Annotated in this window: 37 protein-coding genes and 1 pseudogene; all 38 read left to right on the forward strand. The window is 50.4% G+C overall.

Annotation, left to right across the window (positions count from 1 at the left end):
* Nucleotides 1-42 precede the first annotated feature (42 nt).
* The 38 genes and pseudogenes from BN98_RS00510 to BN98_RS00700 all read left to right on the forward strand — a co-directional run bounded on the left by BN98_RS00510 (nt 43) and on the right by BN98_RS00700 (nt 25,286).
* Nucleotides 43-1,629, forward strand: a complete 1,587-nt coding sequence (locus BN98_RS00510) for an ABC transporter permease subunit (protein WP_019190285.1) — start codon at nt 43-45, stop codon at nt 1,627-1,629.
* Nucleotide 1,630: 1 nt separating this feature from the next.
* A complete protein-coding gene (locus tag BN98_RS00515; RefSeq protein ID WP_019190284.1) occupies nt 1,631-2,371 on the forward strand; it encodes an amino acid ABC transporter ATP-binding protein in 741 nt (246 codons plus the stop codon).
* Nucleotides 2,372-2,490: 119 nt separating this feature from the next.
* Nucleotides 2,491-3,816, forward strand: a complete 1,326-nt coding sequence (gene mgtE, locus BN98_RS00520) for a magnesium transporter (RefSeq protein WP_019190283.1) — start codon at nt 2,491-2,493, stop codon at nt 3,814-3,816.
* A 923-nt stretch (nt 3,817-4,739) separates the two neighbouring features.
* Nucleotides 4,740-5,048, forward strand: coding sequence for a 30S ribosomal protein S10 (gene rpsJ, locus BN98_RS00530; RefSeq protein WP_019190281.1), 309 nt, complete (start codon nt 4,740-4,742; stop codon nt 5,046-5,048).
* 47 nt (nt 5,049-5,095) lie between these two features.
* Nucleotides 5,096-5,731, forward strand: a complete 636-nt coding sequence (gene rplC, locus BN98_RS00535; RefSeq protein ID WP_019190280.1) for a 50S ribosomal protein L3 — start codon at nt 5,096-5,098, stop codon at nt 5,729-5,731.
* Nucleotides 5,732-5,742: 11 nt separating this feature from the next.
* Complete coding sequence (gene rplD / locus BN98_RS00540) at nt 5,743-6,366, forward strand: 50S ribosomal protein L4 (protein WP_019190279.1); 624 nt, start codon at nt 5,743-5,745, stop codon at nt 6,364-6,366.
* Nucleotides 6,366-6,659, forward strand: a complete 294-nt coding sequence (gene rplW / locus BN98_RS00545; protein ID WP_019190278.1) for a 50S ribosomal protein L23 — start codon at nt 6,366-6,368, stop codon at nt 6,657-6,659. Before rplD ends, rplW begins: the two co-directional genes overlap by 1 nt.
* 15 nt (nt 6,660-6,674) lie before the next feature.
* Nucleotides 6,675-7,502, forward strand: a complete 828-nt coding sequence (gene rplB / locus BN98_RS00550; protein WP_019190277.1) for a 50S ribosomal protein L2 — start codon at nt 6,675-6,677, stop codon at nt 7,500-7,502.
* Nucleotides 7,503-7,514: 12 nt separating this feature from the next.
* Nucleotides 7,515-7,799 carry a 30S ribosomal protein S19 gene (rpsS, locus tag BN98_RS00555; RefSeq protein ID WP_019190276.1) on the forward strand — a complete coding sequence of 95 codons (285 nt, stop codon included), beginning with the start codon at nt 7,515-7,517 and terminating at the stop codon, nt 7,797-7,799.
* A 10-nt stretch (nt 7,800-7,809) separates the two neighbouring features.
* Nucleotides 7,810-8,157, forward strand: coding sequence for a 50S ribosomal protein L22 (rplV, locus tag BN98_RS00560; protein WP_019190275.1), 348 nt, complete (start codon nt 7,810-7,812; stop codon nt 8,155-8,157).
* Nucleotides 8,157-8,939 carry a 30S ribosomal protein S3 gene (gene rpsC, locus BN98_RS00565; RefSeq protein WP_019190274.1) on the forward strand — a complete coding sequence of 261 codons (783 nt, stop codon included), beginning with the start codon at nt 8,157-8,159 and terminating at the stop codon, nt 8,937-8,939. The genes rplV and rpsC overlap by 1 nt, the downstream gene beginning before the upstream one ends.
* A 22-nt stretch (nt 8,940-8,961) precedes the next feature.
* On the forward strand, nt 8,962-9,393 hold the full coding sequence (gene rplP / locus BN98_RS00570) for a 50S ribosomal protein L16 (protein WP_019190273.1): 432 nt from the start codon (nt 8,962-8,964) through the stop codon (nt 9,391-9,393).
* Complete coding sequence (gene rpmC / locus BN98_RS00575) at nt 9,393-9,599, forward strand: 50S ribosomal protein L29 (RefSeq protein WP_019190272.1); 207 nt, start codon at nt 9,393-9,395, stop codon at nt 9,597-9,599. The genes rplP and rpmC overlap by 1 nt, the downstream gene beginning before the upstream one ends.
* Nucleotides 9,600-9,602: 3 nt before the next feature.
* On the forward strand, nt 9,603-9,863 hold the full coding sequence (gene rpsQ, locus BN98_RS00580; RefSeq protein ID WP_019190271.1) for a 30S ribosomal protein S17: 261 nt from the start codon (nt 9,603-9,605) through the stop codon (nt 9,861-9,863).
* A 14-nt stretch (nt 9,864-9,877) separates the two neighbouring features.
* Complete coding sequence (rplN, locus tag BN98_RS00585; protein ID WP_019190270.1) at nt 9,878-10,246, forward strand: 50S ribosomal protein L14; 369 nt, start codon at nt 9,878-9,880, stop codon at nt 10,244-10,246.
* Between the two features lie 10 nt (nt 10,247-10,256).
* On the forward strand, nt 10,257-10,568 hold the full coding sequence (gene rplX, locus BN98_RS00590; protein WP_019190269.1) for a 50S ribosomal protein L24: 312 nt from the start codon (nt 10,257-10,259) through the stop codon (nt 10,566-10,568).
* Between the two features lie 11 nt (nt 10,569-10,579).
* A complete protein-coding gene (gene rplE, locus BN98_RS00595; RefSeq protein WP_019190268.1) occupies nt 10,580-11,122 on the forward strand; it encodes a 50S ribosomal protein L5 in 543 nt (180 codons plus the stop codon).
* A gap of 11 nt (nt 11,123-11,133) precedes the next feature.
* Complete coding sequence (locus BN98_RS00600) at nt 11,134-11,319, forward strand: type Z 30S ribosomal protein S14 (RefSeq protein ID WP_019190267.1); 186 nt, start codon at nt 11,134-11,136, stop codon at nt 11,317-11,319.
* A 20-nt stretch (nt 11,320-11,339) separates the two neighbouring features.
* Entirely contained in the window at nt 11,340-11,732 is a 393-nt protein-coding gene (gene rpsH / locus BN98_RS00605; protein WP_019190266.1) for a 30S ribosomal protein S8, read from the forward strand.
* 12 nt (nt 11,733-11,744) lie between these two features.
* Nucleotides 11,745-12,284 carry a 50S ribosomal protein L6 gene (gene rplF / locus BN98_RS00610; protein ID WP_019190265.1) on the forward strand — a complete coding sequence of 180 codons (540 nt, stop codon included), beginning with the start codon at nt 11,745-11,747 and terminating at the stop codon, nt 12,282-12,284.
* Nucleotides 12,285-12,296: 12 nt separating this feature from the next.
* The gene (gene rplR, locus BN98_RS00615) at nt 12,297-12,653 is read left to right on the forward strand and encodes a 50S ribosomal protein L18 (RefSeq protein WP_019190264.1); all 357 of its coding nucleotides are present in this window, start codon (nt 12,297-12,299) and stop codon (nt 12,651-12,653) included.
* Between the two features lie 16 nt (nt 12,654-12,669).
* Entirely contained in the window at nt 12,670-13,167 is a 498-nt protein-coding gene (gene rpsE / locus BN98_RS00620; protein ID WP_019190263.1) for a 30S ribosomal protein S5, read from the forward strand.
* A 10-nt stretch (nt 13,168-13,177) separates the two neighbouring features.
* Nucleotides 13,178-13,360 (forward strand): 50S ribosomal protein L30, encoded by a 183-nt coding sequence (gene rpmD / locus BN98_RS00625; protein WP_019190262.1) that lies wholly within the window; start codon nt 13,178-13,180, stop codon nt 13,358-13,360.
* Nucleotides 13,361-13,370: 10 nt separating this feature from the next.
* The gene (gene rplO / locus BN98_RS00630) at nt 13,371-13,820 is read left to right on the forward strand and encodes a 50S ribosomal protein L15 (RefSeq protein WP_019190261.1); all 450 of its coding nucleotides are present in this window, start codon (nt 13,371-13,373) and stop codon (nt 13,818-13,820) included.
* Nucleotides 13,820-15,097, forward strand: coding sequence for a preprotein translocase subunit SecY (gene secY / locus BN98_RS00635; RefSeq protein ID WP_019190260.1), 1,278 nt, complete (start codon nt 13,820-13,822; stop codon nt 15,095-15,097). Before rplO ends, secY begins: the two co-directional genes overlap by 1 nt.
* Before the next feature lie 15 nt (nt 15,098-15,112).
* Nucleotides 15,113-15,754 (forward strand): adenylate kinase, encoded by a 642-nt coding sequence (locus BN98_RS00640; RefSeq protein ID WP_019190259.1) that lies wholly within the window; start codon nt 15,113-15,115, stop codon nt 15,752-15,754.
* Entirely contained in the window at nt 15,751-16,062 is a 312-nt protein-coding gene (locus tag BN98_RS00645) for a KOW domain-containing RNA-binding protein (RefSeq protein ID WP_019190258.1), read from the forward strand. Before BN98_RS00640 ends, BN98_RS00645 begins: the two co-directional genes overlap by 4 nt.
* Nucleotides 16,062-16,280 (forward strand): translation initiation factor IF-1, encoded by a 219-nt coding sequence (infA, locus tag BN98_RS00650; protein ID WP_019190257.1) that lies wholly within the window; start codon nt 16,062-16,064, stop codon nt 16,278-16,280. Before BN98_RS00645 ends, infA begins: the two co-directional genes overlap by 1 nt.
* A gap of 9 nt (nt 16,281-16,289) precedes the next feature.
* Nucleotides 16,290-16,403, forward strand: a complete 114-nt coding sequence (gene rpmJ / locus BN98_RS00655) for a 50S ribosomal protein L36 (protein ID WP_019190256.1) — start codon at nt 16,290-16,292, stop codon at nt 16,401-16,403.
* Nucleotides 16,404-16,415: 12 nt separating this feature from the next.
* Complete coding sequence (rpsM, locus tag BN98_RS00660; protein WP_019190255.1) at nt 16,416-16,760, forward strand: 30S ribosomal protein S13; 345 nt, start codon at nt 16,416-16,418, stop codon at nt 16,758-16,760.
* An 11-nt stretch (nt 16,761-16,771) separates the two neighbouring features.
* The gene (gene rpsK, locus BN98_RS00665; protein WP_019190254.1) at nt 16,772-17,173 is read left to right on the forward strand and encodes a 30S ribosomal protein S11; all 402 of its coding nucleotides are present in this window, start codon (nt 16,772-16,774) and stop codon (nt 17,171-17,173) included.
* An 11-nt stretch (nt 17,174-17,184) separates the two neighbouring features.
* Nucleotides 17,185-17,772, forward strand: coding sequence for a 30S ribosomal protein S4 (rpsD, locus tag BN98_RS00670; RefSeq protein ID WP_019190253.1), 588 nt, complete (start codon nt 17,185-17,187; stop codon nt 17,770-17,772).
* Nucleotides 17,773-17,832: 60 nt separating this feature from the next.
* A complete protein-coding gene (locus BN98_RS00675) occupies nt 17,833-18,795 on the forward strand; it encodes a DNA-directed RNA polymerase subunit alpha (protein WP_019190252.1) in 963 nt (320 codons plus the stop codon).
* 10 nt (nt 18,796-18,805) lie between these two features.
* Nucleotides 18,806-19,144: pseudogene (gene rplQ / locus BN98_RS08515) on the forward strand (50S ribosomal protein L17); the annotation flags it as partial.
* Between the two features lie 427 nt (nt 19,145-19,571).
* On the forward strand, nt 19,572-21,464 hold the full coding sequence (locus tag BN98_RS00685; RefSeq protein WP_019190250.1) for an NlpC/P60 family protein: 1,893 nt from the start codon (nt 19,572-19,574) through the stop codon (nt 21,462-21,464).
* 155 nt (nt 21,465-21,619) lie between these two features.
* Nucleotides 21,620-22,546 carry an aldose epimerase family protein gene (locus BN98_RS00690; protein ID WP_019190249.1) on the forward strand — a complete coding sequence of 309 codons (927 nt, stop codon included), beginning with the start codon at nt 21,620-21,622 and terminating at the stop codon, nt 22,544-22,546.
* Nucleotides 22,547-22,573: 27 nt separating this feature from the next.
* Nucleotides 22,574-23,815, forward strand: a complete 1,242-nt coding sequence (locus BN98_RS00695) for a cation diffusion facilitator family transporter (protein WP_019190248.1) — start codon at nt 22,574-22,576, stop codon at nt 23,813-23,815.
* Complete coding sequence (locus BN98_RS00700) at nt 23,808-25,286, forward strand: L,D-transpeptidase family protein (RefSeq protein ID WP_019190247.1); 1,479 nt, start codon at nt 23,808-23,810, stop codon at nt 25,284-25,286. Before BN98_RS00695 ends, BN98_RS00700 begins: the two co-directional genes overlap by 8 nt.
* Nucleotides 25,287-25,295 lie beyond the last annotated feature (9 nt).

Raw genomic sequence — 25,295 nt, forward strand, 5'->3', positions numbered from 1 at the left:
AAAGTGGAAAGCTGCAAGACAGCGATTAGAATGGAGGAGAATATGAAACGGCTTAGACAACTCCGCGTACTGCTATCAGCGCTCTTTGTACTGTTGAGTATCTTAAGCATTTCGGCGCAGCCGGTTTTGGCACGTGACGGCGAAACCGATAAGGAAACTTTTGTGGTAGGCATGGAAGTGAATTACGCTCCCTTTAACTGGTCCCAGACGTCCGCAGCGGATGGTGCCGTGCCGGTCGAAAATAGCCCCGGCGAGTATGCGAATGGCTACGATGTCTGGATGGCACGACAGTTGGCAGAAAAGCTGGGCCGCCGACTGGTGATTAAAAAGATGGAGTGGGATGGCTTGCCGCCGGCGCTGACATCAGGAAAAATTGATGCCATTATTGCCGGCATGAGCCCCACGCCGGAACGCAAGGAAATATTGGATTTTACAGATGCATATTATGCGTCCGATTTGGTTATCGTGGTGCAAAAAGACGGCAAGTATGCCGGTGCCAAATCCCTCGAAGATTTTAGGGGCGCAAAAATCACCGGACAGCTCAACACCTTCCATTACAAGATGGTTGATCAGATTCCCGGCGTCCAAAAGCAGGCGCCGCTGGACAATTTTTCTACGATGATTACGGCGCTCAATGCCGGCTCCATTGACGGTTATGTTTCGGAGCGGCCGGGCGCCATGGCGGCGATGCTGTCCAATCCGAATCTGACCATGGTTCAGTTGGATAAAGGGAAGGGATTCCAAGCAGATCCCGAGAATACAACAGTGGCGGTGGGCGTGCGCAAGGGCGATGCACTGAAAGCACAGATTAATAAAGCGCTCGCGAATATTCCCGAGACGGATCGCCAGAAAGCGATGGACAAGATGGTCGCTTTGCAGAATCGTGGCGAAACACAAACCTCCTTCTTCGGCCAAGTGGCCGCCATCTGGGGAGATTATGCCGGCCTCTTCCTACGCGGCACGGGAGTGACGCTGCTGATTTCTCTGGTTGGTACGGCATGTGGCCTTATCATCGGCTTTTTCGTACAGGTGGTGCGTACGATCCCGACAGAGCGACGCCACGGTCCTTCCCAATGGGGCATTCGTTTGGCGCAAGGCCTGTGCACGGCCTATGTGGAAGTGTTTCGCTCAACGCCGATGATTGTCCAAGCCATGCTGATTTTCTACGGCAGTAAACAATTTTTAGGCGTCGATATGCAGCCATTGCTGGCGGCCTGCCTCATTGTTTCCATTAATACGGGCGCCTATCTGGCCGAAACCATTCGCGGCGGCATTGATTCCGTGGATCGCGGGCAGTGGGAAGCGGCCAATGCCATCGGCTTAAAGCATGGCCAGATGATGGTGCATGTGATTTTGCCGCAGGCGATGCGCGCGATTCTGCCTTCCATCGGCAATGAGCTCATCGTAAATATTAAGGACACGTCAGTATTAAACGTCATTTCTGTGACGGAGTTATTCTTCGTCACGAAGAGTGTTGCAGGATCTACGTTCCAGATTTTCCAGGCATATTTCATCGTTGCGATAATCTACTTCATTCTGACTCGTATCGCGACGATTTTGATCCGCCTGTTGAGTAAAAAGTTTAGTCCGGATGTTCCCTTCCAACTCAAAAGTTCATCGGAGGCCTGATATGACACAAGAAACCATTTTAGTGGCGGAACATGTGCAAAAAGCATATGGGAAGCACGTTGTGCTCAAAGATATTTCGTTGGAATTGCATCATGGCGAGGTAGTGTCAATGATCGGCCCGTCCGGTGCCGGAAAGTCCACATTCTTGCGCTGCTTGAACCTTTTAGAGGAGCCCACCGGCGGCGATATCCGTTTTCATGAGCATTCCATTTTGGCAAAGGATTGGGATCGGCGCCGCTATCACGCCAAAGTGGGCATGGTCTTTCAGCAATTCAATCTGTTTTCCAATCTCAATGTGCTGGAAAATTGCACGTTGGGGCAGGTAAAAGTCCTGAAGCGCACCAAAAAGGAAGCGAATGCCGTGGCGATGAAGAATTTGGAGCGCGTCGGCATGGCAGATTACGCCAAGGCACGACCGCAGCAGCTTTCCGGCGGACAGCAGCAGCGTGTGGGCATCGCCAGGGCATTGTCCATGGACCCGGAGGTGCTGCTCTTTGATGAGCCGACTTCGGCACTGGATCCGCAAAATGTGGGTGAAGTCCTGAATATTATGGAAGAGCTGGCGAAAAGTGGCATGACCATGGTTGTCGTTTCGCACGACATTGCCTTTGCCCGCGACATCGCTACACGAGTGGCGTTTTTGCGTAACGGCTATTTGGAGGCCATCGGTACGCCGGAAGAAATCTTTGAGCATCCTTCCACAGAAGCTTTAAAGGAATTTGTCCGGCAGGTCGATTACTAAAAGATGGTTTTGGGCAATAAAAAAGGCGGAGGCGTTGCTTCCGCCTTTTTTTAAGGCGTGACGGCAAAAAAACTGATACACTAAGAGAAGCGGAGGAAGTGACCAAGAAGGGGGAGAGGATGCCGATTGAAGAAATCATTGCCCATGGCAATGCGCGAGAAATGGAGAAACTGTTTGAAAAACAGGAACCGATTGATATTGCGCATGCTCTGGAAGACGCCACGGATGATGAAACTACGCATTTTCTTTCATTGGTGTCGGATGAACATTTAGCCAATATTCTGGAGGATGCCGAACCTAAGGAACGCAATCGCCTGGTGGAGCTGCTCGGCAATCATCGCTTGCTGTTTATTTTTCCCTTCATGGAGAAGGATGATATCGTTGATATCTTAGGCGAGATGGAAATCGGACGCCAAAAATCATTGATGAATCTGATGAAGACGGAGGATCGCCGCATTATTACGGACCTCTTGCACTATCCGCCGGAGTCTGCGGGCGGTATTATGACCACCCAGTACCTGGCGTTGCGTAACACCATGACGGTGGAAGAAGGCTTTAACACCATTCGTAAAATCGGTCCGCGCACGGAACAGATTGAAACGATCTACATCGTCGATGATAAGAAGAAGCTCATGGGTTACGTGGATTTACGCGATCTTTTGTCCGCTTCGGCTGGAGATTTGATTGCCCAGTATGTTGAGACCAATGTGATTTCCGTCGCCCCCGAAGCGGATCAGGAAGTAGCCGCTCGTCTCGTTTCCAAATACGATTTGAACTCCATTCCTGTCGTCAGTAACGGCATCATCCTCGGCATCATTACCGTCGATGATATTATCGATGTTATTCAACAGGAACATGAAGAGGATATGGCACAGATGGCCGGTGCCAGCGTGGAAGAGGATTTAAGCACACCGCTTGCCACATCGGTCAAATTGCGCTTGCCTTGGCTTCTGATCAATTTGCTCACAGCTTTTCTGGCTTCCTCCATTGTCAATATTTTCCAGAGCACGATCGAACAGGTAGTTGCCCTCTCGGCCATTATGACCATCATCAGCGGCATGGGCGGCAACGCCGGCTCTCAAACTATGTCCATCATCATTCGCTATCTGGCTAAGGACGGCATTGATCGCGAGGATTCACGTCGTCAGCTCGTGAAAGAAATCTTAAACGGTGTGATTAACGGACTCATTAACGGTCTTCTTACCGCCATCGTTGTGGTCGTGGTGTACCACAATCTTTTCTTGGGCGGCATTGTCATCTTAGCGATGGTTGGAAACATGATTATCGGCGGTATCTTTGGCCTGACGATTCCGATTGCATTAAAGAAAATTGGCTTTGACCCCGCGATCGCCAGTTCTATTTTCCTCACCACAGCAACGGATACGCTGGGATTCTTTCTTTTACTCGGCCTTGCGCAGCTATTCATGCCACTTCTGATGAGCTGAAGCTACGATTCTTGAGAAGCGGTGGCAATGCCACCCCCTTCAAGCAATATCCGGAAGACGATAGTCGAATCCCATTGACAAATAATCCATATCGGATATAGTTGTGTTAGCGGATGCTTACAAGCGTTTGGATTGGCGAAGAAGCGGATTAAGCAGACATAGAGTTCGTTGTGGCTCATGTCATGGCAATGCTATCGCCAATATCTGCCTTTTCACTGGCATCTGACTGTATTATGGAGGGAGCGTGCCTATGTCCTTCATTCGAATGCGAAAAACTAGTACGGTTCTTGTTCTCATCCTCATCATTACCGTTGTGGCAGTGCTACAACATTGGTCATGAAAAAATGATTTACAACTAAGCCGGCCCCGCGGGGCCGGCTTCTGTATTTATCAACGTCGACCGGACGTAGGCTACGTTTTTCTTTGCATTCTCAAATAAAGATTTTGCGTGATGAGCGTAAAAAGTTTGGAAAAAAACTTGCAATTGTATGGCAAAGCGTATAAAATAATCGAGTGTCCAGAAATACGGGCGATGAAGCGAGAGGTTGCTCGGACGTCCAAGGACCTCTAAGGGCGCTGCAATCAGCGTACCAGAGGAAAAGACGTAGGCCGAGGGAATTTTCGTGGAGCAGTTCGATAGCATTCGAACGACGGATTACCGGTATTTCTTTTTTTAAGACGGGACTAGGACACGCCCGGCTCAGTGTATCGGCAAACCGGCGCACAAGCTTTCGGGCAACGGCCCCTGTTTTTCTGCGTGAATCTCCAGTGTCTATCGAACCGATAACGTCGAATCGATAACGCAAGAGATAGCAATGCAGATTGCGGGTTGGCTGTTAGCTTCCTTAGTAATAGGGAACATTCGGCAACATGCAACAACGGCTGCGGCAGGATGGGAAAGCGCGCAGAACCAAGGAGGAAAAATGGCGAATCAGAAGATCAGAATCAGACTTCGTGCCTATGATCATGAAGTCATCGACGCATCAGCGGCGAAAATTGTCGAGGCGTGCAAGCGCTCCGGCGCGGAGGTCTCCGGACCGATTCCGCTGCCTACGGACAAGGAAATCATCACCATATTACGTGCAGTGCATAAGTACAAAGACTCGCGTGAGCAATTCGAGCAGAGAACGCATAAGCGCCTCATTGACATCATGAACCCGAATGTCAAAACGTTGGAAGCGCTGAAAAAGCTGAATTTGCCGGCCGGTGTTGATATCGAGATCAAACTGTAACCCCATTAGAATGATCGCGAAAGCGATCCGCTGTAAAGGAGGAACTCGTGAAGAGTATTTTAGGCAAGAAGATCGGCATGACCCAGATCTTCGATGAAAACGGCATTGTCACTCCGGTGACGGTCGTCCAGGCGGGTCCGATGGTTGTGACACAGGTCAAAACCAAAGACACCGACGGCTACAACGCCATTCAGGTAGGCTATGGTGAGTTAAAAGAAAAGCATCTCACAAAGCCACTGAAAGGACATTTCAACAAAGCGAATGTGGCATACAAGAAGAATTTGCGTGAAATTCGCATTGATGAAGGTGAGACGTTTGAGCCGGGTCAGGAAATCAATGTTTCCCTTTTTGCTGCCGGAGATGTGATCGACGTGATCGGCACCTCCAAGGGAAAAGGAACACAGGGCGCGATTCGTCGTTGGAACTATGGACGCGGACCGATGGGACACGGTTCTAAATCGCATCGCGTCGGCGGCGCACGTGCAGCAGGTTCGTATCCTGCTCGTGTTTTCCCGGGCACCAAGGGATCCGGAAAAATGGGACATGATCGCGTAACGGTACAGAATCTGACCGTCGTACGCGTGGATGAGGAAAACAACATGATCCTCATCAAGGGCGCACTGCCGGGCCCGAAGGGTGGATTGGTCACGATTCGTGAAGCCAAGAAAGCCCGTACGAAGTAAGGAGGACGGAAATGCCAAAAGTGAATGTATTAAATCAGACCGGTGAAGTTGTCGGCGATCTGGAGCTGGCTCCGGAACTGTTTGATGTTGATGTTAACGAGCATGCCGTCTATACCGTGGTAAAGAATCTGCTGGCAAACAAGCGCCAGGGAACACAGTCGGCAAAAACGCGCGCTGAGGTGCGCGGAGGCGGCCGTAAGCCGTATCGTCAAAAGGGAACCGGACGTGCTCGTGCCGGTTCGAGAACACAGCCGAACTGGAGAGGCGGCGGCATGGTATTTGCCGTAAAGCCCCGCAGCTATCGTTACACTACCCCGAAGAAGATTCGTCGTCTGGCACTGAAGTCGGTATTGACTTCCAAGGTGCGTGAACAGGAATTGATTGTGCTTGACGCACTGTCGATCGATGCATTTAGCACGAAGAAAGCTTCGGAAATCTTGAAGGCAGTAAAAGCCAACAAGAAAGCATATGTGGTTCTGAGTGAAGCAAATGAGCAGGTGATTCGTTCGTTCCGCAATATCCCGACGGTAGAAACCGTGGATGTGAACAGCATCAATGTTTATGACCTGATGCGTTACGATTCTCTGATCATGACGCAGGATGCCGTGAAGAAGGCAGAGGAGGTATTTCAATAATGAAATCTCCATTTGATATCATCATTTCTCCGGTCGTCACGGAAAAATCCATGGCGGACATGGCGGAGAACAAATATACCTTCCGCGTCGACGCGAAATGCAACAAGGCGGAGATTCGCCACGCTGTAGAAGAAGCGTTTGATGGCGTTAAGGTAAAGCGTGTCAACACGATCACCATGAAAGGCAAAACTAAGCGCGTGGGGAACCGCAAGACGAAGAGCTCAGATTGGAAGAAGGCCATCGTCACCCTCACGGAAGACTCGAAAGAAATCGAGTTCTTCGAAGGAATGTAATCGAGGAGGGACGCAATGGGAATCAGAAGATATAAACCAACCTCCGCTGGTCGCCGCGTGATGCGCGTATCGACCTTCGAGGAGATCACAAAATCTACACCGGAGAAGTCGTTGACGGTAAACCTTAAGCGCTCCGGCGGCCGTACGAATAACGGTCGCACCACGCTCCGTTTCCGTGGCGGCGGCGCTAAGAGACGTTACCGCATCATCGACTTTAAACGCAATAAGGACAATATCCCTGCTAAGGTAGCATCGATCGAATACGATCCGAACCGCTCCGCGAACATCGCTTTACTGGTGTATGCGGATGGCGAAAAACGCTACATCTTGGCACCGCGTGGACTGAAAGTCGGTCAACATGTCGAATCTGGCGAGAACGTGGATATTACGGTAGGAAATGCTCTGCCGCTACGTTTTATCCCTGTCGGTCAAACGGTTCATAACGTAGAAATGAAACCGGGCAAAGGCGCACAGCTGGTTCGCACCGCCGGTGCAGAAGCACAGCTGATGGCTAAAGAAGGCAAATATGCACAGTTGCGTTTGCCCTCCGGCGAATATCGCTTGATCTCGCTGGACTGCAAAGCCACGATCGGCGCTGTAGGCAATGCGGATCATGGCCTGGTTCGCTTGGGCAAAGCCGGTAAGAAACGCTATTTGGGACGCAAGCCGCATGTACGCGGTTCGGCGATGAACCCGGTAGACCATCCCCACGGCGGTGGTGAAGGACGCGCTCCGGTAGGACGCCCGGCACCAATGACACCGTGGGGCAAGAAGTCACGGGGCGTGAAGACCCGTAAGGCGAAACAATCCGACAAGATGATTGTTCGTCGTCGTACGAAGTAACAGGAGGATGGCATGAGCAGATCTTTGAAGAAAGGGCCTTTTGTGGATGACCACCTGATGAAAAAGGTGGAGGCTCTTAATGAATCGAATAAGAAAATGGTGATCAAGACGTGGTCCCGCCGCTCGACGATCTTCCCGCAATTTGTCGGTCACACGATCGCCGTCCATGACGGAAGAAAACACGTACCCATCTATGTCACGGAAGACATGGTCGGTCACAAACTTGGTGAGTTTGTTCCGACCCGTACTTTTAAAGGACATGCCGCAAAATCGGATAAGCAGAGCGGTGTACGCTAGGAGGTAGAACATGGAAGCAAGAGCAGAAGCAAAATATGTTCGCGTCTCTCCCCGCAAGGTGAACTACATCTGCAAAGAGATTCGCGGCAAACAAGTGGATGAAGCTTTGACCATTCTGCACTTCACCCCGAAAAAGGGCGCAGAGGTGCTGGAACAGGTTCTCCGTTCGGCGATTGCTAACGCGGAAAACAATCTGAGCCTGGATCGCGACACACTGGTTGTCAGTCAGGCGTGGGCCAATGACGGTCCGACCATGAAGCGCTGGCATCCGAAGGCGAAAGGCGCCGCATATCCGATTCTCAAGAGAACGTCGCACATTGGCGTTGTGGTGAGTGAAAAAGAGGAGGAAGAGCTCTAATGGGTCAGAAGGTACATCCAAAGGGAATGCGCGTCGGCGTAATCAAAGATTGGGATTCCAATTGGTTCGCTAATAGCGCACAATTTCCGAAATTGATTAAAGAAGATCATGACATTCGTACATTGGTCAAAAAAGAGCTTTTCGAAGCCGGCATTTCGGATATCAAAATCGAGCGTACGATGGGACGTGTTCGCGTTACCATCAATACTGCTAAGCCGGGCGTTGTTATCGGCAAGGGCGGCACAGCCGTCGAAGAGCTGAAAAAACGCCTCGAAAAGATCACCGGTAAAACCGTGTTGATCAATGTTGAAGAAATCCGCATTCCGGATTTAGACGCACAGTTGCAGGCAGAGAAAATTGCCGCTGATTTGGAAAACCGTGTAACGTTCCGTCGCGCGATGAAACAAGCCATTCAGCGCACCATGCGTGCCGGCGCCAAGGGTATTAAGACCTCTGCGTCCGGACGTTTGGGCGGCGCCGATATCGCTCGCGCTGAGCATTACTCGGAAGGCACCATTCCTCTGCAGACGCTACGTGCGGACATCCGTTACGGCCAGGCTGTGGCTCGTACCACTGCCGGCGCGGTCGGAATCAAGGTTTGGATCTATATCGGCGAAGTGCTCCCGGGCATGAAAGAAGCTGAAATGCCGAAGCCGCAGCGTCGTGAACCGCGCCGTGGACGCCGTGATCATCGTGATGACAATCGCGGAGATCGCCGTGAGCGTCGTGGAAATCGCCGTGAAGGCCAAGGCCGCGGTACGCGCCAGCAGCGCGAACAGTAAGACCGGGTGAGGAGGTAGTACTATGTTAATGCCAAAAAGAGTAAAACGCCGTCGTGTACACCGCGGTCGTATGAAGGGCAAAGCCATGCGCGGCAACACCGTCACTTACGGTGAATTCGGTTTGCAGGCGCTTGAGCCGGCTTGGATGACAGCCAACCAGATTGAAGCGGCTCGACGCGCGATGACCCGCTACATTAAGCGTGGCGGTAACGTATGGATTAAGGTATTCCCGGACAAGCCGGTTTCCAAGAAGCCTGCTGAAGTCCGTATGGGTTCTGGTAAAGGTGCGCCGGAGTACTGGGTTGCGGTAATTAAACCGGGTCGCGTACTGTTCGAGATGGCCGGCGTGTCCCACGATGTTGCGAAAGAAGCAATGCGGCTTGCCGCGGCAAAGTTGCCGATGAAGACCAAATTTGTCGTGCGTGAACAGGCGGGACAGGAAGGTGAAGAATAATGAAAGCAAAGGAAATTCGTAATCTCTCCGATCAGGATCTCAGCCAGAAGCTGCAGGATCTGAAGCAGGAGCTGTTCAATCTTCGCTTCCAGATCGCCAGCGGCCAGCTGGAGAATCCCAATGCTATCGGAACGGTAAAAAAAGATATCGCGCGTGTACGCACGATTCAGCAAGAGCGTGCCATTGCGGCAAGAAAGGAGGCTTAACCTATGGAGAATCGTACTTCGAAACGTCCGTCGAAAGTCGGCGTTGTTGTTTCTAACAGCATGGATAAGACGATAGTTGTAGAGATTGCCACCTTGGTCAAGCATCCGGATTATCACAAGATGATCAAGCGTACGATCCGCATCAAAGCACATGACGAGAATAATCAGGCGAATATCGGCGATCGCGTACTGGTCATGCAGACCCGTCCGCTTTCTAAGACAAAGAGATATCGCCTCGTTGAAATCCTCGAAGAAGCGAAGTAAGAGAGGGGGCTTCAATGTTACAAACCGAAAGTCGTTTAAAAGTCGCCGACAACTCCGGCGCTAAAGAGCTTTTAGTCATTCGCGTCATCGGCAGCACGGGTCGTAAGTACGCTCGCGTAGGCGATCAAGTACGTTGCGCGGTAAAGAACGCTACCCCGGGCGGCACGGTCAAAAAGGGCGATGTTGTTACGGCGGTTGTTGTTCGTTCCAAAGACGGCGTATCCCGTCCGGACGGCAGCGTCATCCGCTTTGATGACAATGCAGCCGTCATCGTTAAAGATGACAAGAACCCCGTCGGAACTCGTATCTTCGGACCGGTTACGCGTGAGCTTCGCCAGAATGGCTATATGAAGATCATTTCTCTCGCACCGGAAGTACTGTAAGGAGTGGACTATGCACATTAAAAAAGGTGATAAGGTCCAGGTGATCTCCGGCAAATATAAAGGAAAAGTCGGTGAGGTATTACAGGTTTTTCCGAAAGAGAACCGGGTCATCGTTAAGGACGTTAACATGCAGGTGAAGCATCAGAAACCGCGTAGCATGCAGGAGCCGGGTGGAATCATCCATCGTGAAGGCGCCATTCATGCATCCAATGTTCTGCTTTATGATGAAGCAGCAAAACGCGGTGTTCGTACACACACGGAAATCAAGGACGGGAAGAAAGTTCGCGTTTCGACGAAGAGCGATACCCGTTTTGATCAATAAGGGGGAGGAACATGACCAACACATTATATGAGCACTACAAAAATGAGGTCGTGCCTGCTCTGATGGAAGAATTCTCCTACGACAATATTATGCAAGTGCCGAAGCTGGAGAAAATCGTCATCAACTGCTCGATGGGCGAAGCCAAAGAGAATCCGAAGGTTTTGGAGTCGGCAGCGCACGAACTGGAGATTATTTCCGGTCAGAAACCGGTCATCGTCAAGGCAAAACGTTCCGTTGCTAACTTTAAGCTTCGTGAAGGTCAGCCGATTGCGACGAAGGTAACCCTGCGTCGTAAAAAGATGTATGACTTCCTGGAAAAGCTGATTTCCATCGCTCTGCCGCGCGTTCGCGACTTCCGCGGCGTATCCGCTACGTCGTTTGACGGTCGTGGTAACTACGCGATGGGCGTGAAGGAACAGCTCATTTTCCCGGAGATCAACTATGACGATGTTGACACGATCCACGGCATGGACATTATCATTGTCACCTCGGCCCGCACGGATGAGGAAGCAAAGTCCTTCCTGACTCGCATGGGCATGCCGTTCGCTAAGTAAGAGGAGGAGAAATGGCAAAGAAATCATTAATTGCTAAACAGCTGAGAAAGCCGAAGTTCTCGACGCGCGCCTACACCCGCTGCAGCATTTGCGGCCGTCCGCACGCAGTCCTCAAAAAGTACGGCATTTGCCGTGTCTGCTTCCGCGAACTGGCTTATCGTGGGGAAATCCCCGGCGTGAAAAAAGCCAGCTGGTAATTTGAGGAGGAGGTACAACTATGATGACAGATCCGATCGCGGATATGCTCACGCGCATCCGCAATGGCAATATGAAAAAGCACGAATCCGTCGAAGTACCGGCGTCTAACATGAAGAAGAGCCTTGCGCAGATTCTTCTGGACGAGGGATACATTAAGGGATTTAACGTCGTGGAAGACAATAAGCAGGGAATGATCACGATTGATCTGAAATATGTGGATGATCAGCGTGTCATTTCGGGCTTAAAGCGCATTTCGAAACCGGGCCGTCGCGTCTATGTGCGCGCAAATGAAGTGCCTCGCGTTTTGGATGGCTTGGGCATCGCAGTGCTCTCCACCTCGCACGGCGTTCTGACGGATAAGCAGGCACGTGAAGAAGGTGTCGGCGGCGAAGTACTCTGCTATATTTGGTAAGGGGAGGTTATTATGTCGAGAATTGGATTTAAGCCGATTGACATCCCCGAAAAAGTGGAAGTTTCAGTCGACAACACCAATACGGTTAAGGTAAAAGGACCGAATGGCGAATTGAGCCAGAAGATTCCGGCTACCTTTAAAATTGAACAAGAGGACAAAGTCCTTCACGTCGTCCGTCCGGATGATGAAAAGAAGACACGTTCTCTGCACGGGTTATATCGCACCTTGATTGCTAACATGCTCGAAGGCGTAACCACTGGTTACAAAAAGCAGATGCACATCGAAGGCAGCGGCTATCGTGCACAGAAGCAAGGCAACAAGCTGGTCATGAATTTGGGCTTCTCGCATCCGGTCGAAATGTCGGATCCGGATGGCATCACGACCGAAGTGCCGGATGACCGTACCATTATTGTAAAGGGTGCGGATAAACAGCAGGTTGGCAACTATGCCGCTAACATCCGAAAATGGCGTTTGCCGGAGCCTTATAAGGGCAAGGGCATCATTTACGACGGCGAACAGGTACGTCGTAAAGAAGGTAAAACAGGCAAGTAAGGAGGCGCTTAGATGGCACAATCTACTAAAAATGCAAATCGTATGGCGCGTCATGCCCGTGTTCGCAAAAAGATTTCGGGCACTGCGGATCGTCCGCGCCTGAACGTCTACAAAAGCAATATGAACATGTATGCGCAGATTATCGATGATGAAGCCGGCGTAACGTTGGTTTCCGCATCGACACTCGATAAAGATGTAGAGACCAAGGGCTCCTCCGTGGAATCCGCTAAAGCAGTGGGCGAAGCGGTAGCGAAAAAAGCCTTGGCCAAGGGCATCGAAACGGTCGTCTTTGACCGCTCCGGCTACATCTATCACGGCAAGGTAAAAGCGATCGCCGAAGGCGCTCGTGAAGCGGGCCTTAAGCTGTAATTGGGGAGGAGGAATCATGTATAAAGAAGACAACAAGCAAGAGCTTGAAGAAAAAGTCGTCTCCATCAACCGCGTCTCCAAGACGGCCAAGGGTGGTCGTACGGGTCGATTTGCTGCGATCGTTGTGGTAGGTGACAAACAGGGACGCGTGGGCATCGGTACCGGCAAATCGCTGGAAGTTCCGGATGCGATTCGCAAGGGTTCGGAAGAAGCCAAGCGTTCCATGGTGAATGTTCCTCTCGTGGGCACCACCATTCCCCACACCATTGTCGGGCGTGCCGGAGCAGGCAGCGTGCTGCTGATGCCGGCAAAAGAAGGTACCGGTATCATCGCCGGCGGTCCGGTGCGTGCGGTCTGTGAAATGGCCGGCATTACGGATATCCGTGCGAAGTCTCTGGGATCTTCGAATGCCCGCAGCATTGTCAACGCAACCATGAACGGTCTGCTCAGCATGAGAACGGCAGAGCAGGTAGCTCGTATGCGTGGCAAGAACGTGGAAGAAATTCTGAACTAGGAGGCCGAGCATGAGCAAACTGAAAATTACTTTATCGAAGAGCTTCATCGGCCGCCAGGACAAACAGATCAAAACGGCGAAAGCGTTGGGCCTGACGAAGGTCGGTCAAACGGTTGAGCATGAGGATAGCCCGTCGTTGCGCGGTGCCATTCATAAGATTGATTTCATGCTGGATGTCGAGGAAGTACAATAGGAGGTCGATCATGAAATTACATGAATTAAAGCCTGCACGTGGCGGCGAGACCAAAGACCGTAAACGCGTCGGCCGTGGTCATTCCTCCGGATGGGGTAAATTCGCCGGACGCGGTCGCGACGGTCAGAATTCCCGTTCCGGCGGCGGTGTACGTCCGGGATTTGAAGGCGGGCAGATGCCTTTGTTCCGTACGCTGCCGAAGCGCGGATTCCACAACCTGTTTTCAAAACAGTACGCCGTTGTGAATCTTGCAGACCTGAACGTCTTTGAAGACGGCGCTGTTATTAATGCTGACTCGCTCGTAGAGGCGGGAATCATTCATCGTAGTGAACTGGTGGATGGTTTAAAGGTATTAGGAAACGGCGAACTGGAAAAGAAAGTTACAGTACAAGCGACGAAATTCTCAAAGTCTGCCGAAGAAAAAATTGAAGCAGCCGGTGGAAAGGCTGAGGTGATCTGATGCTTTCCACACTCAAGAATGCATGGACAACGGAACAGACGCGCAAACGCATCATCTTTACAATTCTGATGCTGTTTGTGCTGCGTCTTGGCAATGCTTTGCCGATTCCGTTTGCAAACTTGCAGCTTATCAACCAGATTTATAATTCGGTGCAGGGAAGCCTTCTCGGCATCATGAACATGATCAGCGGTGGCGGATTGGCGAACTTGAGTGTTTTTGCGTTGGGTGTCGGCCCCTATATCACTTCGTCCATCGTCATCCAATTGTTGACGTTTGCTATTCCTCAATTGGAAGAAATTTCTAAAGAGGGAGAAGAAGGACGCAAGAAGATTCAACAATACACTAAGTACCTGGGCGTGGCGCTGGCGGTTGTTCAGGCATTTGCCTTGGTACAGGGAATCTTCTCCGGTGCTTTCGGAAATGGCGGCCTTGTTGAAAAGGTCATTGCTATTTTGGTTATGGTTGCCGGCGCTTCCTTCGTGGTATGGATCGGTGATTTAATTACGGAACATGGTGTGGGCAACGGTGTGTCTTTCATCATTTTCCTCGGAATTGTAGTACAGATGCCGGGCAGACTGTACGGCATGATTCAAGCCGTACTGGCGGGAAAGATGAACGTTCTCGTGCTTTTGCTCATCATTCTCATTACCATAGCGATTACCGTCGTGGTGGTACTGTTGAACGAGGGCGAACGCAAAGTTTCGGTACAGTATGCGAAGCGTGTGGTAGGCCGTAAAATGTATGGAGGTCAGGCCACCCACATTCCTATCAAGGTCAACATGGCTGGCGTTATGCCGATCATCTTCGCTTCAGCGTTGTTGGCCATTCCGCAAACCTTGGCATTGCTCTTTGGTGGCGGTGTGCAGCGGTTTGTAGCGCAGTATCTCACACCGCAGGGATGGGTCGGCTTCTTCGTACAGCACGCCTTCCAGGTGCTTTTAATCATCTTGTTCGCGTACTTCTACAACTCCATTCAGTTCAATGCGTATGAGTATTCTCGTAACCTGCAGCAATCCGGCGGCTTTATTCCGGGCATTCGTCCGGGCAAACCGACCACGGATTACCTGCAACGCATTGTGGGCCGCATTACACTTGTCGGCGCAATCGTTCTGGCCGTTCTTTCCGTGATTCCGGGTCTGGTCAATCAGATCTTTAGTGTGCGTCTCGGTTTTGGCGGCACCTCCATCATTATCGTGGTGGGCGTGGTTCTCGAAATGGTACGCACCTTGGAAGCACAACTTCAGATGCGCCATTATCGTGGATTCTTAAAACGATAAGGAAGTGAGGTAAGAATGAGGCTCGTATTACTCGGCCCTCCGGGAGCCGGAAAAGGAACACAGGCGAAAAAACTGCAACAGAAATTTAATCTGACGCATATTTCAACAGGCGATATTTTCCGTGCCAACATCAAGAACAAAACCGAGCTCGGGCAGGAGGTCGAGAAGTACACTTCTGCCGGTAAGCTGGTTCCCGATGCGCTCACCATCGCTATGTTATGGGATCGCCTGGATCAGGAGAAAGAAAAGAACTTTTTGCTGGACGGGTTTCCCCGCACGATTGCACAGGCTGACGCCTTAAAGGAAGGCTTAGCGCAACGCAATTGCCCGTTGGATGCGGTGCTCTCCATTGAAGTGGATGAGGCCGTATTGGTTGAACGCCTGGCGGGTCGCAGAACTTGTCCTCAATGTGGCGCTTCGTATCATGTTCAGGATGCCCCGCCAAAACACGAAGGTATCTGCGATACCTGTGGAAGCGAGCTGGTGCAACGCCCGGACGATACGAGAGAAACCGTACAGAATCGAATCGACGTCTATCGTCGTCAAACCGAACCTCTTGTTGCGTATTATGAAAAGGAAGGCATTCTTTTCCACATCAACGGGGATCAATCGGTGGATGCCGTATTTGACGCCATTCAAGCGGCTTTAAATCTATGACCTTTGAAGCGAATATGGATCAACCGTGTCCTTTCGTACCCGGCCAAGTGGTACGTTCCAAGGCGGGACACGATAAGGGCAGGATCTTTCTCGTGCTCGAAATTTGTGATGCAAAACATGTCCTCGTGGTAGATGGACGCACTCGAACATTGGTGCGTCCGAAGAAGAAGCGCGTGGTTCATTTACAGCCGTACCGGGCGGTGATGCCCGATTTTAAGACGATGAAGGAGGATGCGGCGTTTGATGATGCCGTGATCCGAAAATGTTTGGCCCCTTTCGAAGAGGCCCACACTAAGGAGGAAAGCTGATGTCATCAAAAGACGTAATTGAAGTCGAGGGCGTCGTCAAAGAGCGACTCCCTAACGCGATTTTCATCGTCGAGCTGGAAAACGGCCATGATGTGATGGCACACATCTCCGGAAAGCTGCGGATGAATTACATTCGTATCTTAGAGGGAGATCGTGTGACCGTGGAGTTATCTCCCTATGATCTCACCAAGGGGCGCATCACGTGGAGAAAGAAATAGGAGGAAGCAATGAAAGTCAGACCATCGGTAAGAAAGATGTGTGATAAATGCAAGATCATCAAGCGCAAAGGTCGTGTGATGGTGATCTGCGAAAACCCGAAGCACAAACAGCGTCAAGGCTAAGGAGGTGCGACTTTGGCTCGAATTTCTGGGATTGATTTACCCAAAGAGAAGCGTGTAGAGATCGGTTTAACGTATATTTACGGTATCGGTCGTGCTCGTTCCAACGAAATCTTAAAGAATGCGGATGTAAATCCGGACACACGCGTACGTGACCTCTCTGAGTCTGAGGTACAGCGTATCCGTGAACAAATTGCGGAGTATCATGTCGAAGGCGATCTTCGTCGTGACGTTTCCATGAATATCAAACGTCTCCGTGAAATTAACAGTTATCGTGGCAACCGTCATCGTCGCAACCTTCCGGTACGCGGGCAGAACACGAAAAACAATGCTCGTACACGTAAGGGACATAAGAAATAAGGGGGGATGTTATGGTAGCTCAAAAGAAAGTCACCAGACGCGGCGGTAAGCGCCGTGTAAAAAAGAATGTTACGAACGGTCAGGCTCATATCATCTCGACCTTCAATAACACGATTGTTACGCTGTCGGATTTAAACGGCAACGTACTCTCATGGGCATCATCGGGACAGCTCGGTTTCCGCGGTTCGCGTAAATCGACACCGTATGCAGCACAGCAGTGTGCAGAAGAAGCGGCTACGAAAGCGATGGAACAGGGTTTGAAGACCGTCGAGGTCTATGTTAAAGGTCCCGGTTCGGGTCGTGAATCCGCCATTCGCGCGTTGGAGACCTCGGGCTTGAGTGTCACCCTGATTAAGGATGTCACCCCGATCCCGCATAACGGTTGCAGACCGCCTAAGAGAAGAAGAGTGTAACGGAGGGAATCATGGCTAGATATACCGGACCGATTTTAAAGCGTTGCCGTGCTTTGGGCATTGAGCCCCAAGTGGTCGGCATCGATAAGAAGAGTCGCCGTAATCCGAAGCGCAACACCCGTAAACTGAGTGATTACGGTATGCAGCTTCGTGAAAAGCAAAAAGCAAAATTCATCTACGGCGTTACTGAAAAAGCATTCCGCAACCTGTATGGACGTGCTAATCGCATGGGCGGTCAGGCTGGTTGGAATTTGCTGAAATTACTGGAACTGCGTTTTGATAATGTTGTGTATCGTATGGGATTTGCCTCTACGCGTGCGCAGGCTCGTCAGCTGATTGTTCATGGCCATTTCGACCTGAACGGTCACAAGGCGACTGTACCTTCCATGACCTTGGAAGTGGGCGATGTCATCAGCGTTCGTGAGAAGTCCCGTAAAAATGCGTTCTTCAAGAGCACCGAAGAGAACATCTGGAACCAGATGCCTTGGGTTTCTGTCGATGAAGAAAAACTTCAAGGACGCATCCTCTCCGAGCCGATGCGTGATAACATCGACTATCCGATTGAAGAGACACAGATTGTCGAGTTGTACTCGAAGTAATCCCACCCCGCAGCGCGACGTTGGAATCGAGTTCGACAGAACAGAAGGGGAGGCTGATCCGTGGTAGATCGACTCAATACAAAAGTTGAAATCCTTGATTTGGATGAACACAAGAACTATGGACGCTTTAGTATGTCTCCGTTAGAGCGCGGCTACGGGACGACAATCGGCAATTCGCTGCGCCGTGTTTTACTGTCTTCGCTGCCGGGTACGGCAGTGTCCAACATCAAATTTGACGAGGGTGTACCGCATGAGTTCACGACCATTCCGGGCGTCCTGGAGGATGTACCGGAGATTGTCCTGAACATTAAGGGACTCGCGGTACGTCGCTTACAGGGACAGGGAGAAGAAGTGACGCTCCGTCTGGATGTGGAAGGACCGAAGATTGTCACGGCACGCGATATTCAGGAAAGTACGGAAGTAGAGATTGTCAATAGCAATCACTATCTGTGCACCTTGAATGCGGATGGTGCCATTCACATGGAGTTAACCGTGATCGATGGAGCAGGCTATGCTCTGGCCGATCAAAATAAGGATGTGGAAGATCCCATCGGCACGATTGCCATTGATTCTTCTTTTACTCCGGTGAAGAAAGTGAATTTCGAGGTACAAAACACCCGTGTCCAACAGATCACCGACTACGATAAATTGATCCTTGAAGTTTGGACCGATGGTACGGTGACCCCGCAGGAAGCTACGTCGCAGGGAGCAAAGATCCTTATGGATCACCTGCGCCTCATTACGGAGCTTCCGGACTTTGTTGTGGAAGAGAAAGCGGATGAACAAGAGCCGCAATCCCAGGAAAATGCTCTGCTGCAGAAGCCGATCGAAGATTTGGATCTGACCCTGCGCAGCTATAACTGCCTGAAGCGTTCAGATATCCATACGCTCGGCGATATCGTAAGCATTCCTGCCGATGTATTGGCCAAAATCCGCAATTTTGGAAAAAAATCCTATGCCGAGGTAGAAGAAAAAGTTCAATCCTTCGGCTTGCAACTCAATCATTCACAAGATAACGAGTAAGGAGGAGACATTGGCGACTTTAAGAAAACTGGGAAGAAGAACCGACCATCGCACAGCCATGCTGCGCAACTTGGTCTCATCGCTCTTCCTCAACGGTCGGATTACAACTACCGTTACCCGCGCCAAAGAAGCTCAGAAAGTAGCTGAGAAACTGATTACTGAAGCCAAGAAAGGCACACTGGCCGGCAATCGTGCTATTTCCGCATATCTGTATCAGAAGGAAGTAGCGCGCAAGTTGGTCGAAGAGATTGCCCCTTCGTTTGAAGGACGCAACGGCGGCTATACCCGCGTGCTGAAGAAAGGCCCGCGTCGCGGAGACGGCGCTGACATGGCCGTTCTGGAATTGGTTACCGGTGCGGTAGCCGAAAAGAAGGCGGAAAAACCCGCTGCTCCTGCTAAGGAAGAAAAAGAGGAGTCGAAGGCTCCTGCTGCATCCGAAAAAGCAGAGGCAGAAACAAAAGAAAACGCTGAAGAAGACGTTGAAGAGAGCCAAGAGGCAGATACCAAAGAAGCTGAGAAAGAAGATGCTTCGACGGAAGAAGCCTAAGCGATTTTCACTTTCAGAGTTAAAAGTTCTGTACAAGCTGATGCTTGTACAGAACTTTTTTTGTGTTTATTCCTTGAAAATCAACACCTTAAGAGAATTTGACTATGTCATGATTGCCTTGGCCCCTACCAATGTATCAGCCCTCTCTTGCGCTATTGAAATAAAAGAGTTTAAGGCCTACTATTATTTCGATGATATAACATTTTCTATAATAGAAGGAGAGTGTAGAATGCAGCCCTTAGGAAGAACTGATAACAATCATAAAGCGTGGATTTTAGCAGCAACACTGTTCACTGCCAGTCTTCTTGTATGTACGAGTCCGGTTTACGCGGACGAAGGATGGAAAGACAACAGCATCGCCAGTCAAAATGACGCCGCGCAAAGCACTGGAAACGACACGAAAGATGTTCTTTGGGAGGACGATACGAAACTGGTGACGACGCCACCGGAGGAAGAAGAGTCATCCACTGTATCGACAACCGAGAATACAGAGGAAGCATCGGATCAAGAAGAATCGAATAAAACGGAAGAAAAAGAAACGTCGGAGAATAAGGCCGAAGCGGTTTTAACGCAGACGTCTTTGCCTCTTGAAGTGGTTAAACAAGGAAAAAATCTCGTTTTGCGTGATACAAATACCGGCGAAATCCGTAAAGATAACGCATTTGTTGCGCTTCGCGGCAAATATTATTTTCCGAACGCACAAGGAAAGCTGTATTGCAATCGCTTCATTACCTTCGGACCGAAGGTTGCCTATTATATGGGCGATGACGGCAGCGTCATGCATGGCTTAGTGAAGGTGGGAGATAAGCTGTATCTCTTGGATTCTGAGACCGGCATATTGAACAAAGCGAATCGCTGGGTGGAGTACGAAGGAAAGTATTATTTCCCGAATGCCCAAGGTGAAGTGTATCATAATCGTTTCATCACGTTTGGCCCTAAGGTTGCCTATTATATGGGATCCGAGGGAACCAGAATGCATGGCGTGCAGCAAGTGGGAGATGCTCTCTATTTGCTTGACGAAGAAACGGGGCTGTTGCGGAAAGACAATCGCTGGGTGTCGAATGGCGGAAGAGAGTATTTTCCGAATGCGCAAGGCCAACTCTATCGCAACCGTTTTATCCACTTCGGGCCAAAGTATTCCTATTTCATGGGCAGCGATGGCAGCAAACAGCACGGATACACCTACGGAAACGGAACCCTCTATCGTTTGGATGACAGTACGGGTATGCTGATCAAGCATCCCGGCTGGTACGAATACGATGGAAAAACCTATTACGCCCGCGCTGATGGGATGCCCTATCGCAATCAATTGCTTTCATTTGGCACCTACGGCTACGTCATGGGGGAGGACGGCAGTCGCCAGGGACAGGGCTGGCATAATATTTATTCCTACACCTATTATTCTCCCGAGAACGATGGAAAAACGACACGCGGTTGGCAGGGAATTAACGGTAAATATTATTATTTCTCCCCCTACAACTTTGCGATGTATCGCGGCATCAAAACCACGGGGGACCGTGTGCATTACTTTGATCCCGATCACGGATACCTGCGCTCCGGCAAAATTCAAACCACAGGCACGAAATACAATTTCGTCTATGACTTTCCAAGTGTAACGGCCGAAGAGTTATCCAACACTGGCTTAAACCGTGATGCCCGCTTCTTCAAGGGACAGGAAATTGCCAATGAAGCGTTAAAGGCCAATGGAACGGCATATGTCAGTTTTGCCGATGACCTGAAGAAGGGCACGTATTGCAGCGGGTTGGCCTATCGCGCGCATAAGAATTTGGGCATTGCGATATATGGCGCCTCCAATAATCCCCGCACGAACGATATCTATGATCAGGTGAATCTGCAATATAAGACGATTCAAGACTTTGGCGGACAAGCCATTCCGTTTGATTTCAGTCGTATGGCTGCCGGCGATGTGCTGTTCTTCCGTGATCACCGTGCTCCGCAGTCCATGGTGAATCACGCTGCGGTCTATGTCGGACTGTATAAGAATGTTCCTTCCGTCATTCATGCTACCCTTGCGCATGGCACCGTGTTGGATTCGATTGATGAAGTGATTTACAAGACTTGGCATTATGAACCCAAACCGAATTTTGCCCGCTTCTATTGATGCCTGAGAGCGTATATTGACCGATTAAATGTTTTAAAGAAGCCCCTTCTTGCCGCTACTGCGGCGGAAGGGGCTTCTTGACACTTACCTTGCCCTTTTCTATGATTAAAGTGTTTATTTGTGTCGTAACAGCATCTCGTAGAGAAGAGGAGTCTATGATTAAACCAACCCTGCAGCGCAGCCGCGGCAATCTTCATGTGGTACATTTGGAATCGGAGAAATTGCGCGTGGCTATACTACCGGAGATTGGCTGTAAGATTGCGTCCATTGTATACAATGAAAATGACTTTGAAGTGTTGGCACGTCCGCTTGGCATGAAGAAGGCCGATGATCCGGCCAAACTCTATGCTCGTGCGTATCCCGGTGCGCCTTTTGATCAATATGATCTGTCGGGTATCGATGATTGTATTCCCACCATTGACCCTTGTCATGTGGAAAAACTGGGGCGCCTTTCCGATCATGGCGATGCCTGGAGCCGTCCTTGGAACGTGTTTGAAGAAAATCTCTCCGAACGATCCGTTAAAGCGTTTTTTCGCCTGTCCACGATTCCGCTCTATTTCGAACGGCATGTGCGCTTGGAAGGCAACAGTCTGCGATTGGATTACCGCTTGCTCAATGAATCCATTGATGAACATCCTTGGCTTTGGGCACTGCACGGACTTTGCCATTACGAGCCGGACGCCGTACTGTCCTGGCCGGAGCCGTACACCCTTTTTAATGCTCATGGCGATGAAGATTTTGCCTTTGATATGCAGCAATTAAAGCAGGTTCCGAAGGATCAGGCCTACAAATTTTATCTGCAGGATCCCGTGCCAAAGGGAGAAGCCTCGATTACCTATCCTACGCAGGGCGTGCGCCTCTCCTTGCATTGGGATGCATCGCTCTTTCCGTATCTGGGCGGTTGGATTAATACCGGCGGCAGCGCGGGATCGCGTTGCATTGCCCTGGAACCGACAAACGGTTTTTATGACAGCTTAGAGCGTGCGATTCAAAACGGTAAGGTGGGGCGTATCGCCCCGGGCGGTGAGCTCACTTGGCAAGTGCGTTTGGATATTGATGCGATAGGAACCGCACAATCCTGAGAAAACAATCCGGAGAAAGGAGAAACCATGCCCAAACATTTGTTTACGCATCTTTCTTCCGATGCACACAGACCTTCTTCGCACGGAGCTGATGCTGTGGAGCAGCGGAAACGTCGCAGTGCGGCAGGTCGCAAGGGTAGTGTGGTAGGCATTTTGGCGAATTCCCTGCTTGCCCTAACCAAGATTACGATCGGTCTGTTGAGCGGTGCCCTCTCGATTCTGGGCGATGGCTTTAACAATCTCTTTGATGCGTTGGCTTCTCTTGTGTCTCTCGCTTCTTTTCATTTGGCGGAAAAACCGGAAGATCGGGAACACCCCTTTGGTCATGCACGCGCCGAATATATGGGCTCTTTCTTCATTGCTATTGCGATTTTATACGTGGCGGTCACCTTGCTTATAGAAGGTGTTAAGCGCATCGTGACACCGCAGACAGTGACGTTAAACGGCTTGCAGCTCCTGTTGTTACTGCTTTCTATCGGTGTCAAGCTGGCGATGGTTGTTTACTTTACCCGGATGAGTCGCCAATGGCATTCCAATGTTTTTGCAGCCACGGCTGCCGATGCGAAGTCGGATATCCTAGCCACGGGATCCATACTCCTGGCACTTGTCCTTTCGCCTTTCGTCGGCTTTTCCTTGGACGGCCCGTTTACGGTGGCGGTCGCCATTCTAATTGGCCAAAACGGATTTACTATTCTGAAAGATAATTACGATGCCCTGCTTGGTAAAGCGCCGGATCAGAAGCTGGTACAATCGCTGGCGCATCGCTTGCGTTCTTTTCAAGGTGTATTGGGTATTCATGATATGATAGTTCATGACTACGGCCCCGGTAATTGCTTTGTGACGGTGCATGTCGAAGTGGACGGAAAAAAGAGCGCGATGGAAAGTCATGCTTTGGTGGATCATATTGAACGCACCATTGGCGATGAATATGGCGTTCAGATTACCATTCATATGGATCCGCAGCAACCGCGTACGGCGGAAGTGGTGGCAGCGTTGGAGCAGGTGACGCTTTTAGTGCGCAGTAAGGACGCCCGCTTTCTTGTCCACGATTTTCGGCTGATTACGAATGCGAAAGAGCGACGGATTCTTTTTGATGTCCTGATTCCATGGGACAAACAAATTGATGCGGTTGCATTGCAAGAGGAGCTGGAAGAGGAAGTGAAAAAACTGTATCCCGGTGATACAGTGAATATTACGATTGATCCCGATCGGACAATGCGCTTAATGGAAGAAGCGAAACCCTCGCAAGAAAGGATACGCCATGACTGAAAAGCAGGAAATTCCGTTAGCAACGGAAAATAAGCATACCCCGGAGTCTCTGGGAGAGGATCCTTCGGTCTCCAAAAAAAGACGGGGCCAATTTTGGCTCATTGTCATTCTTCTTATCGTATTCGGTGGCGGTTATCTCTTCGGCGCATTTCATTTCACCTTTAATGCCTATCCGAAATCCTTCGTGAATGGGCATCCGATGGGAGGGCAACCGCAAGAGGCCTTTCGTGAAATTCATCCGAGTTCGACCACCCATGTATATACGGGGCGTGATGCACAGATTAAGTTAAATGCGAATGATATTGGGTTACGTTATCTCTTAAAAGGCGACTTGCCGAAGCAACCATCGCCATGGTTATGGCCCATTGAATATTTCCGCACCCACGACTATTCTTCGGCCTATGAAATCACGTATGATGAAGAACGCTTAGCTTATTTGCTGCGCGAAGCGGGGTTTGACTCGGAGGGGGAAGCACCGCAAGATGCGATGCTCGAAGCCACAGCGGATGGCGTACGGATCAAACCGGAGGTGCCAGGTAAGCGCGTGAATGCCGATCGGTTGAAAGCAAAGATTCTGCACACGATCGAATCCACGGCGAAAGAAATCTCGTTGGAGGATGTCTACGAGAAGCCGAAGGTATTCAAAGATGACCCGTCGTTGCAGGAAGATAAAAAGAATGTTGAAAAATTGTTGGCTTCCACGCTGGTATATTCTATAGGGAACGAAAACTATCGTTTTGGTGCGCAGGAAATTTTCCCCTTGCTCAAGAAGGACGATAACGGCACCTACAGTCTGCCGGTGGAGGGAATTCAAAGTTTTGTGCGGAAAATGGCCAAGGAGACCGATACCTACGGCACGTCCCGTTCCTTTCAATCCACTGGCGCCGGTGAACAAACGGTGCCGCCAGGCATCTATGGCTGGCAGATCAATGTGAAGAAAACGACGGAACAAGTGCAAGAGCTGCTCAAAAAAGGCGGTGTGCAAGAAAACTTGGAACCCGTCTATCGCCATAAGGGCATTGCGCGGGGGGAGAAGAACGATATCGGTAACACGTATATTGAGATAGACATTTCCCGTCAACAAATTTGGGGCTATAAGGACGGGGATCTCATCGTGAAAAGCTATGTGCGTACCGGGCGTGTCAATCACTACAACGAAACGCCTCGCGGTGTGCATATGATCTGGAGCCATGAAAAGGATCGCCATCTGAAAGGACAGTTTAAGGATGGTACGCCTTATGATTCGCCGGTCAAATACTGGATGCCGATCAATTACGGTGGTGTCGGTCTGCATGATGCGTCCTGGGTTACCGCTTTTGGGGGGCAACACTATCGCTATGCGGGATCGAACGGCTGCATTAATCTGAATTTAGAGACTGCCAAGACAATTTTCGAGAACTTTGCCAATGGCACGCCGGTGGTCATTTATGAGAGCACGACCAATGATTCGCCGGCAGATAAAACATTTTAGGAACGAGGA

It is taken from the genome of Levyella massiliensis (assembly GCF_000308275.2).
In the GTDB taxonomy this organism is placed as follows: Bacteria; Bacillota; Clostridia; order Tissierellales; family Peptoniphilaceae; genus Murdochiella; species Murdochiella massiliensis_A.

What these genes read in the sequence shown, in the direction of transcription:
- rpsK (WP_019190254.1), top strand. Translation starts at nt 16,772, where the DNA reads ATGGTAGCTCAAAAGAAAGTCACCAGACGCGGCGGTAAGCGCCGTGTA.
- rpsC (WP_019190274.1), top strand. Translation starts at nt 8,157, where the DNA reads ATGGGTCAGAAGGTACATCCAAAGGGAATGCGCGTCGGCGTAATCAAA.
- BN98_RS00510 (WP_019190285.1), top strand. Translation starts at nt 43, where the DNA reads ATGAAACGGCTTAGACAACTCCGCGTACTGCTATCAGCGCTCTTTGTA.
- secY (WP_019190260.1), top strand. Translation starts at nt 13,820, where the DNA reads ATGCTTTCCACACTCAAGAATGCATGGACAACGGAACAGACGCGCAAA.
- BN98_RS00645 (WP_019190258.1), top strand. Translation starts at nt 15,751, where the DNA reads ATGACCTTTGAAGCGAATATGGATCAACCGTGTCCTTTCGTACCCGGC.
- BN98_RS00640 (WP_019190259.1), top strand. Translation starts at nt 15,113, where the DNA reads ATGAGGCTCGTATTACTCGGCCCTCCGGGAGCCGGAAAAGGAACACAG.
- mgtE (WP_019190283.1), top strand. Translation starts at nt 2,491, where the DNA reads ATGCCGATTGAAGAAATCATTGCCCATGGCAATGCGCGAGAAATGGAG.
- rpsJ (WP_019190281.1), top strand. Translation starts at nt 4,740, where the DNA reads ATGGCGAATCAGAAGATCAGAATCAGACTTCGTGCCTATGATCATGAA.
- rplR (WP_019190264.1), top strand. Translation starts at nt 12,297, where the DNA reads ATGGCACAATCTACTAAAAATGCAAATCGTATGGCGCGTCATGCCCGT.
- rplE (WP_019190268.1), top strand. Translation starts at nt 10,580, where the DNA reads ATGACCAACACATTATATGAGCACTACAAAAATGAGGTCGTGCCTGCT.
- BN98_RS00515 (WP_019190284.1), top strand. Translation starts at nt 1,631, where the DNA reads ATGACACAAGAAACCATTTTAGTGGCGGAACATGTGCAAAAAGCATAT.
- rplB (WP_019190277.1), top strand. Translation starts at nt 6,675, where the DNA reads ATGGGAATCAGAAGATATAAACCAACCTCCGCTGGTCGCCGCGTGATG.
- BN98_RS00690 (WP_019190249.1), top strand. Translation starts at nt 21,620, where the DNA reads ATGATTAAACCAACCCTGCAGCGCAGCCGCGGCAATCTTCATGTGGTA.
- BN98_RS00700 (WP_019190247.1), top strand. Translation starts at nt 23,808, where the DNA reads ATGACTGAAAAGCAGGAAATTCCGTTAGCAACGGAAAATAAGCATACC.
- rplD (WP_019190279.1), top strand. Translation starts at nt 5,743, where the DNA reads ATGCCAAAAGTGAATGTATTAAATCAGACCGGTGAAGTTGTCGGCGAT.
- infA (WP_019190257.1), top strand. Translation starts at nt 16,062, where the DNA reads ATGTCATCAAAAGACGTAATTGAAGTCGAGGGCGTCGTCAAAGAGCGA.
- rplN (WP_019190270.1), top strand. Translation starts at nt 9,878, where the DNA reads ATGTTACAAACCGAAAGTCGTTTAAAAGTCGCCGACAACTCCGGCGCT.
- rplF (WP_019190265.1), top strand. Translation starts at nt 11,745, where the DNA reads ATGTCGAGAATTGGATTTAAGCCGATTGACATCCCCGAAAAAGTGGAA.
- rpmC (WP_019190272.1), top strand. Translation starts at nt 9,393, where the DNA reads ATGAAAGCAAAGGAAATTCGTAATCTCTCCGATCAGGATCTCAGCCAG.
- rplW (WP_019190278.1), top strand. Translation starts at nt 6,366, where the DNA reads ATGAAATCTCCATTTGATATCATCATTTCTCCGGTCGTCACGGAAAAA.
- rplX (WP_019190269.1), top strand. Translation starts at nt 10,257, where the DNA reads ATGCACATTAAAAAAGGTGATAAGGTCCAGGTGATCTCCGGCAAATAT.
- rpsD (WP_019190253.1), top strand. Translation starts at nt 17,185, where the DNA reads ATGGCTAGATATACCGGACCGATTTTAAAGCGTTGCCGTGCTTTGGGC.
- rplV (WP_019190275.1), top strand. Translation starts at nt 7,810, where the DNA reads ATGGAAGCAAGAGCAGAAGCAAAATATGTTCGCGTCTCTCCCCGCAAG.
- rpsS (WP_019190276.1), top strand. Translation starts at nt 7,515, where the DNA reads ATGAGCAGATCTTTGAAGAAAGGGCCTTTTGTGGATGACCACCTGATG.
- rpmJ (WP_019190256.1), top strand. Translation starts at nt 16,290, where the DNA reads ATGAAAGTCAGACCATCGGTAAGAAAGATGTGTGATAAATGCAAGATC.
- BN98_RS00600 (WP_019190267.1), top strand. Translation starts at nt 11,134, where the DNA reads ATGGCAAAGAAATCATTAATTGCTAAACAGCTGAGAAAGCCGAAGTTC.
- rpsH (WP_019190266.1), top strand. Translation starts at nt 11,340, where the DNA reads ATGATGACAGATCCGATCGCGGATATGCTCACGCGCATCCGCAATGGC.
- BN98_RS00695 (WP_019190248.1), top strand. Translation starts at nt 22,574, where the DNA reads ATGCCCAAACATTTGTTTACGCATCTTTCTTCCGATGCACACAGACCT.
- rpsQ (WP_019190271.1), top strand. Translation starts at nt 9,603, where the DNA reads ATGGAGAATCGTACTTCGAAACGTCCGTCGAAAGTCGGCGTTGTTGTT.
- BN98_RS00685 (WP_019190250.1), top strand. Translation starts at nt 19,572, where the DNA reads ATGCAGCCCTTAGGAAGAACTGATAACAATCATAAAGCGTGGATTTTA.
- rpmD (WP_019190262.1), top strand. Translation starts at nt 13,178, where the DNA reads ATGAGCAAACTGAAAATTACTTTATCGAAGAGCTTCATCGGCCGCCAG.
- rplP (WP_019190273.1), top strand. Translation starts at nt 8,962, where the DNA reads ATGTTAATGCCAAAAAGAGTAAAACGCCGTCGTGTACACCGCGGTCGT.
- rpsE (WP_019190263.1), top strand. Translation starts at nt 12,670, where the DNA reads ATGTATAAAGAAGACAACAAGCAAGAGCTTGAAGAAAAAGTCGTCTCC.
- rplO (WP_019190261.1), top strand. Translation starts at nt 13,371, where the DNA reads ATGAAATTACATGAATTAAAGCCTGCACGTGGCGGCGAGACCAAAGAC.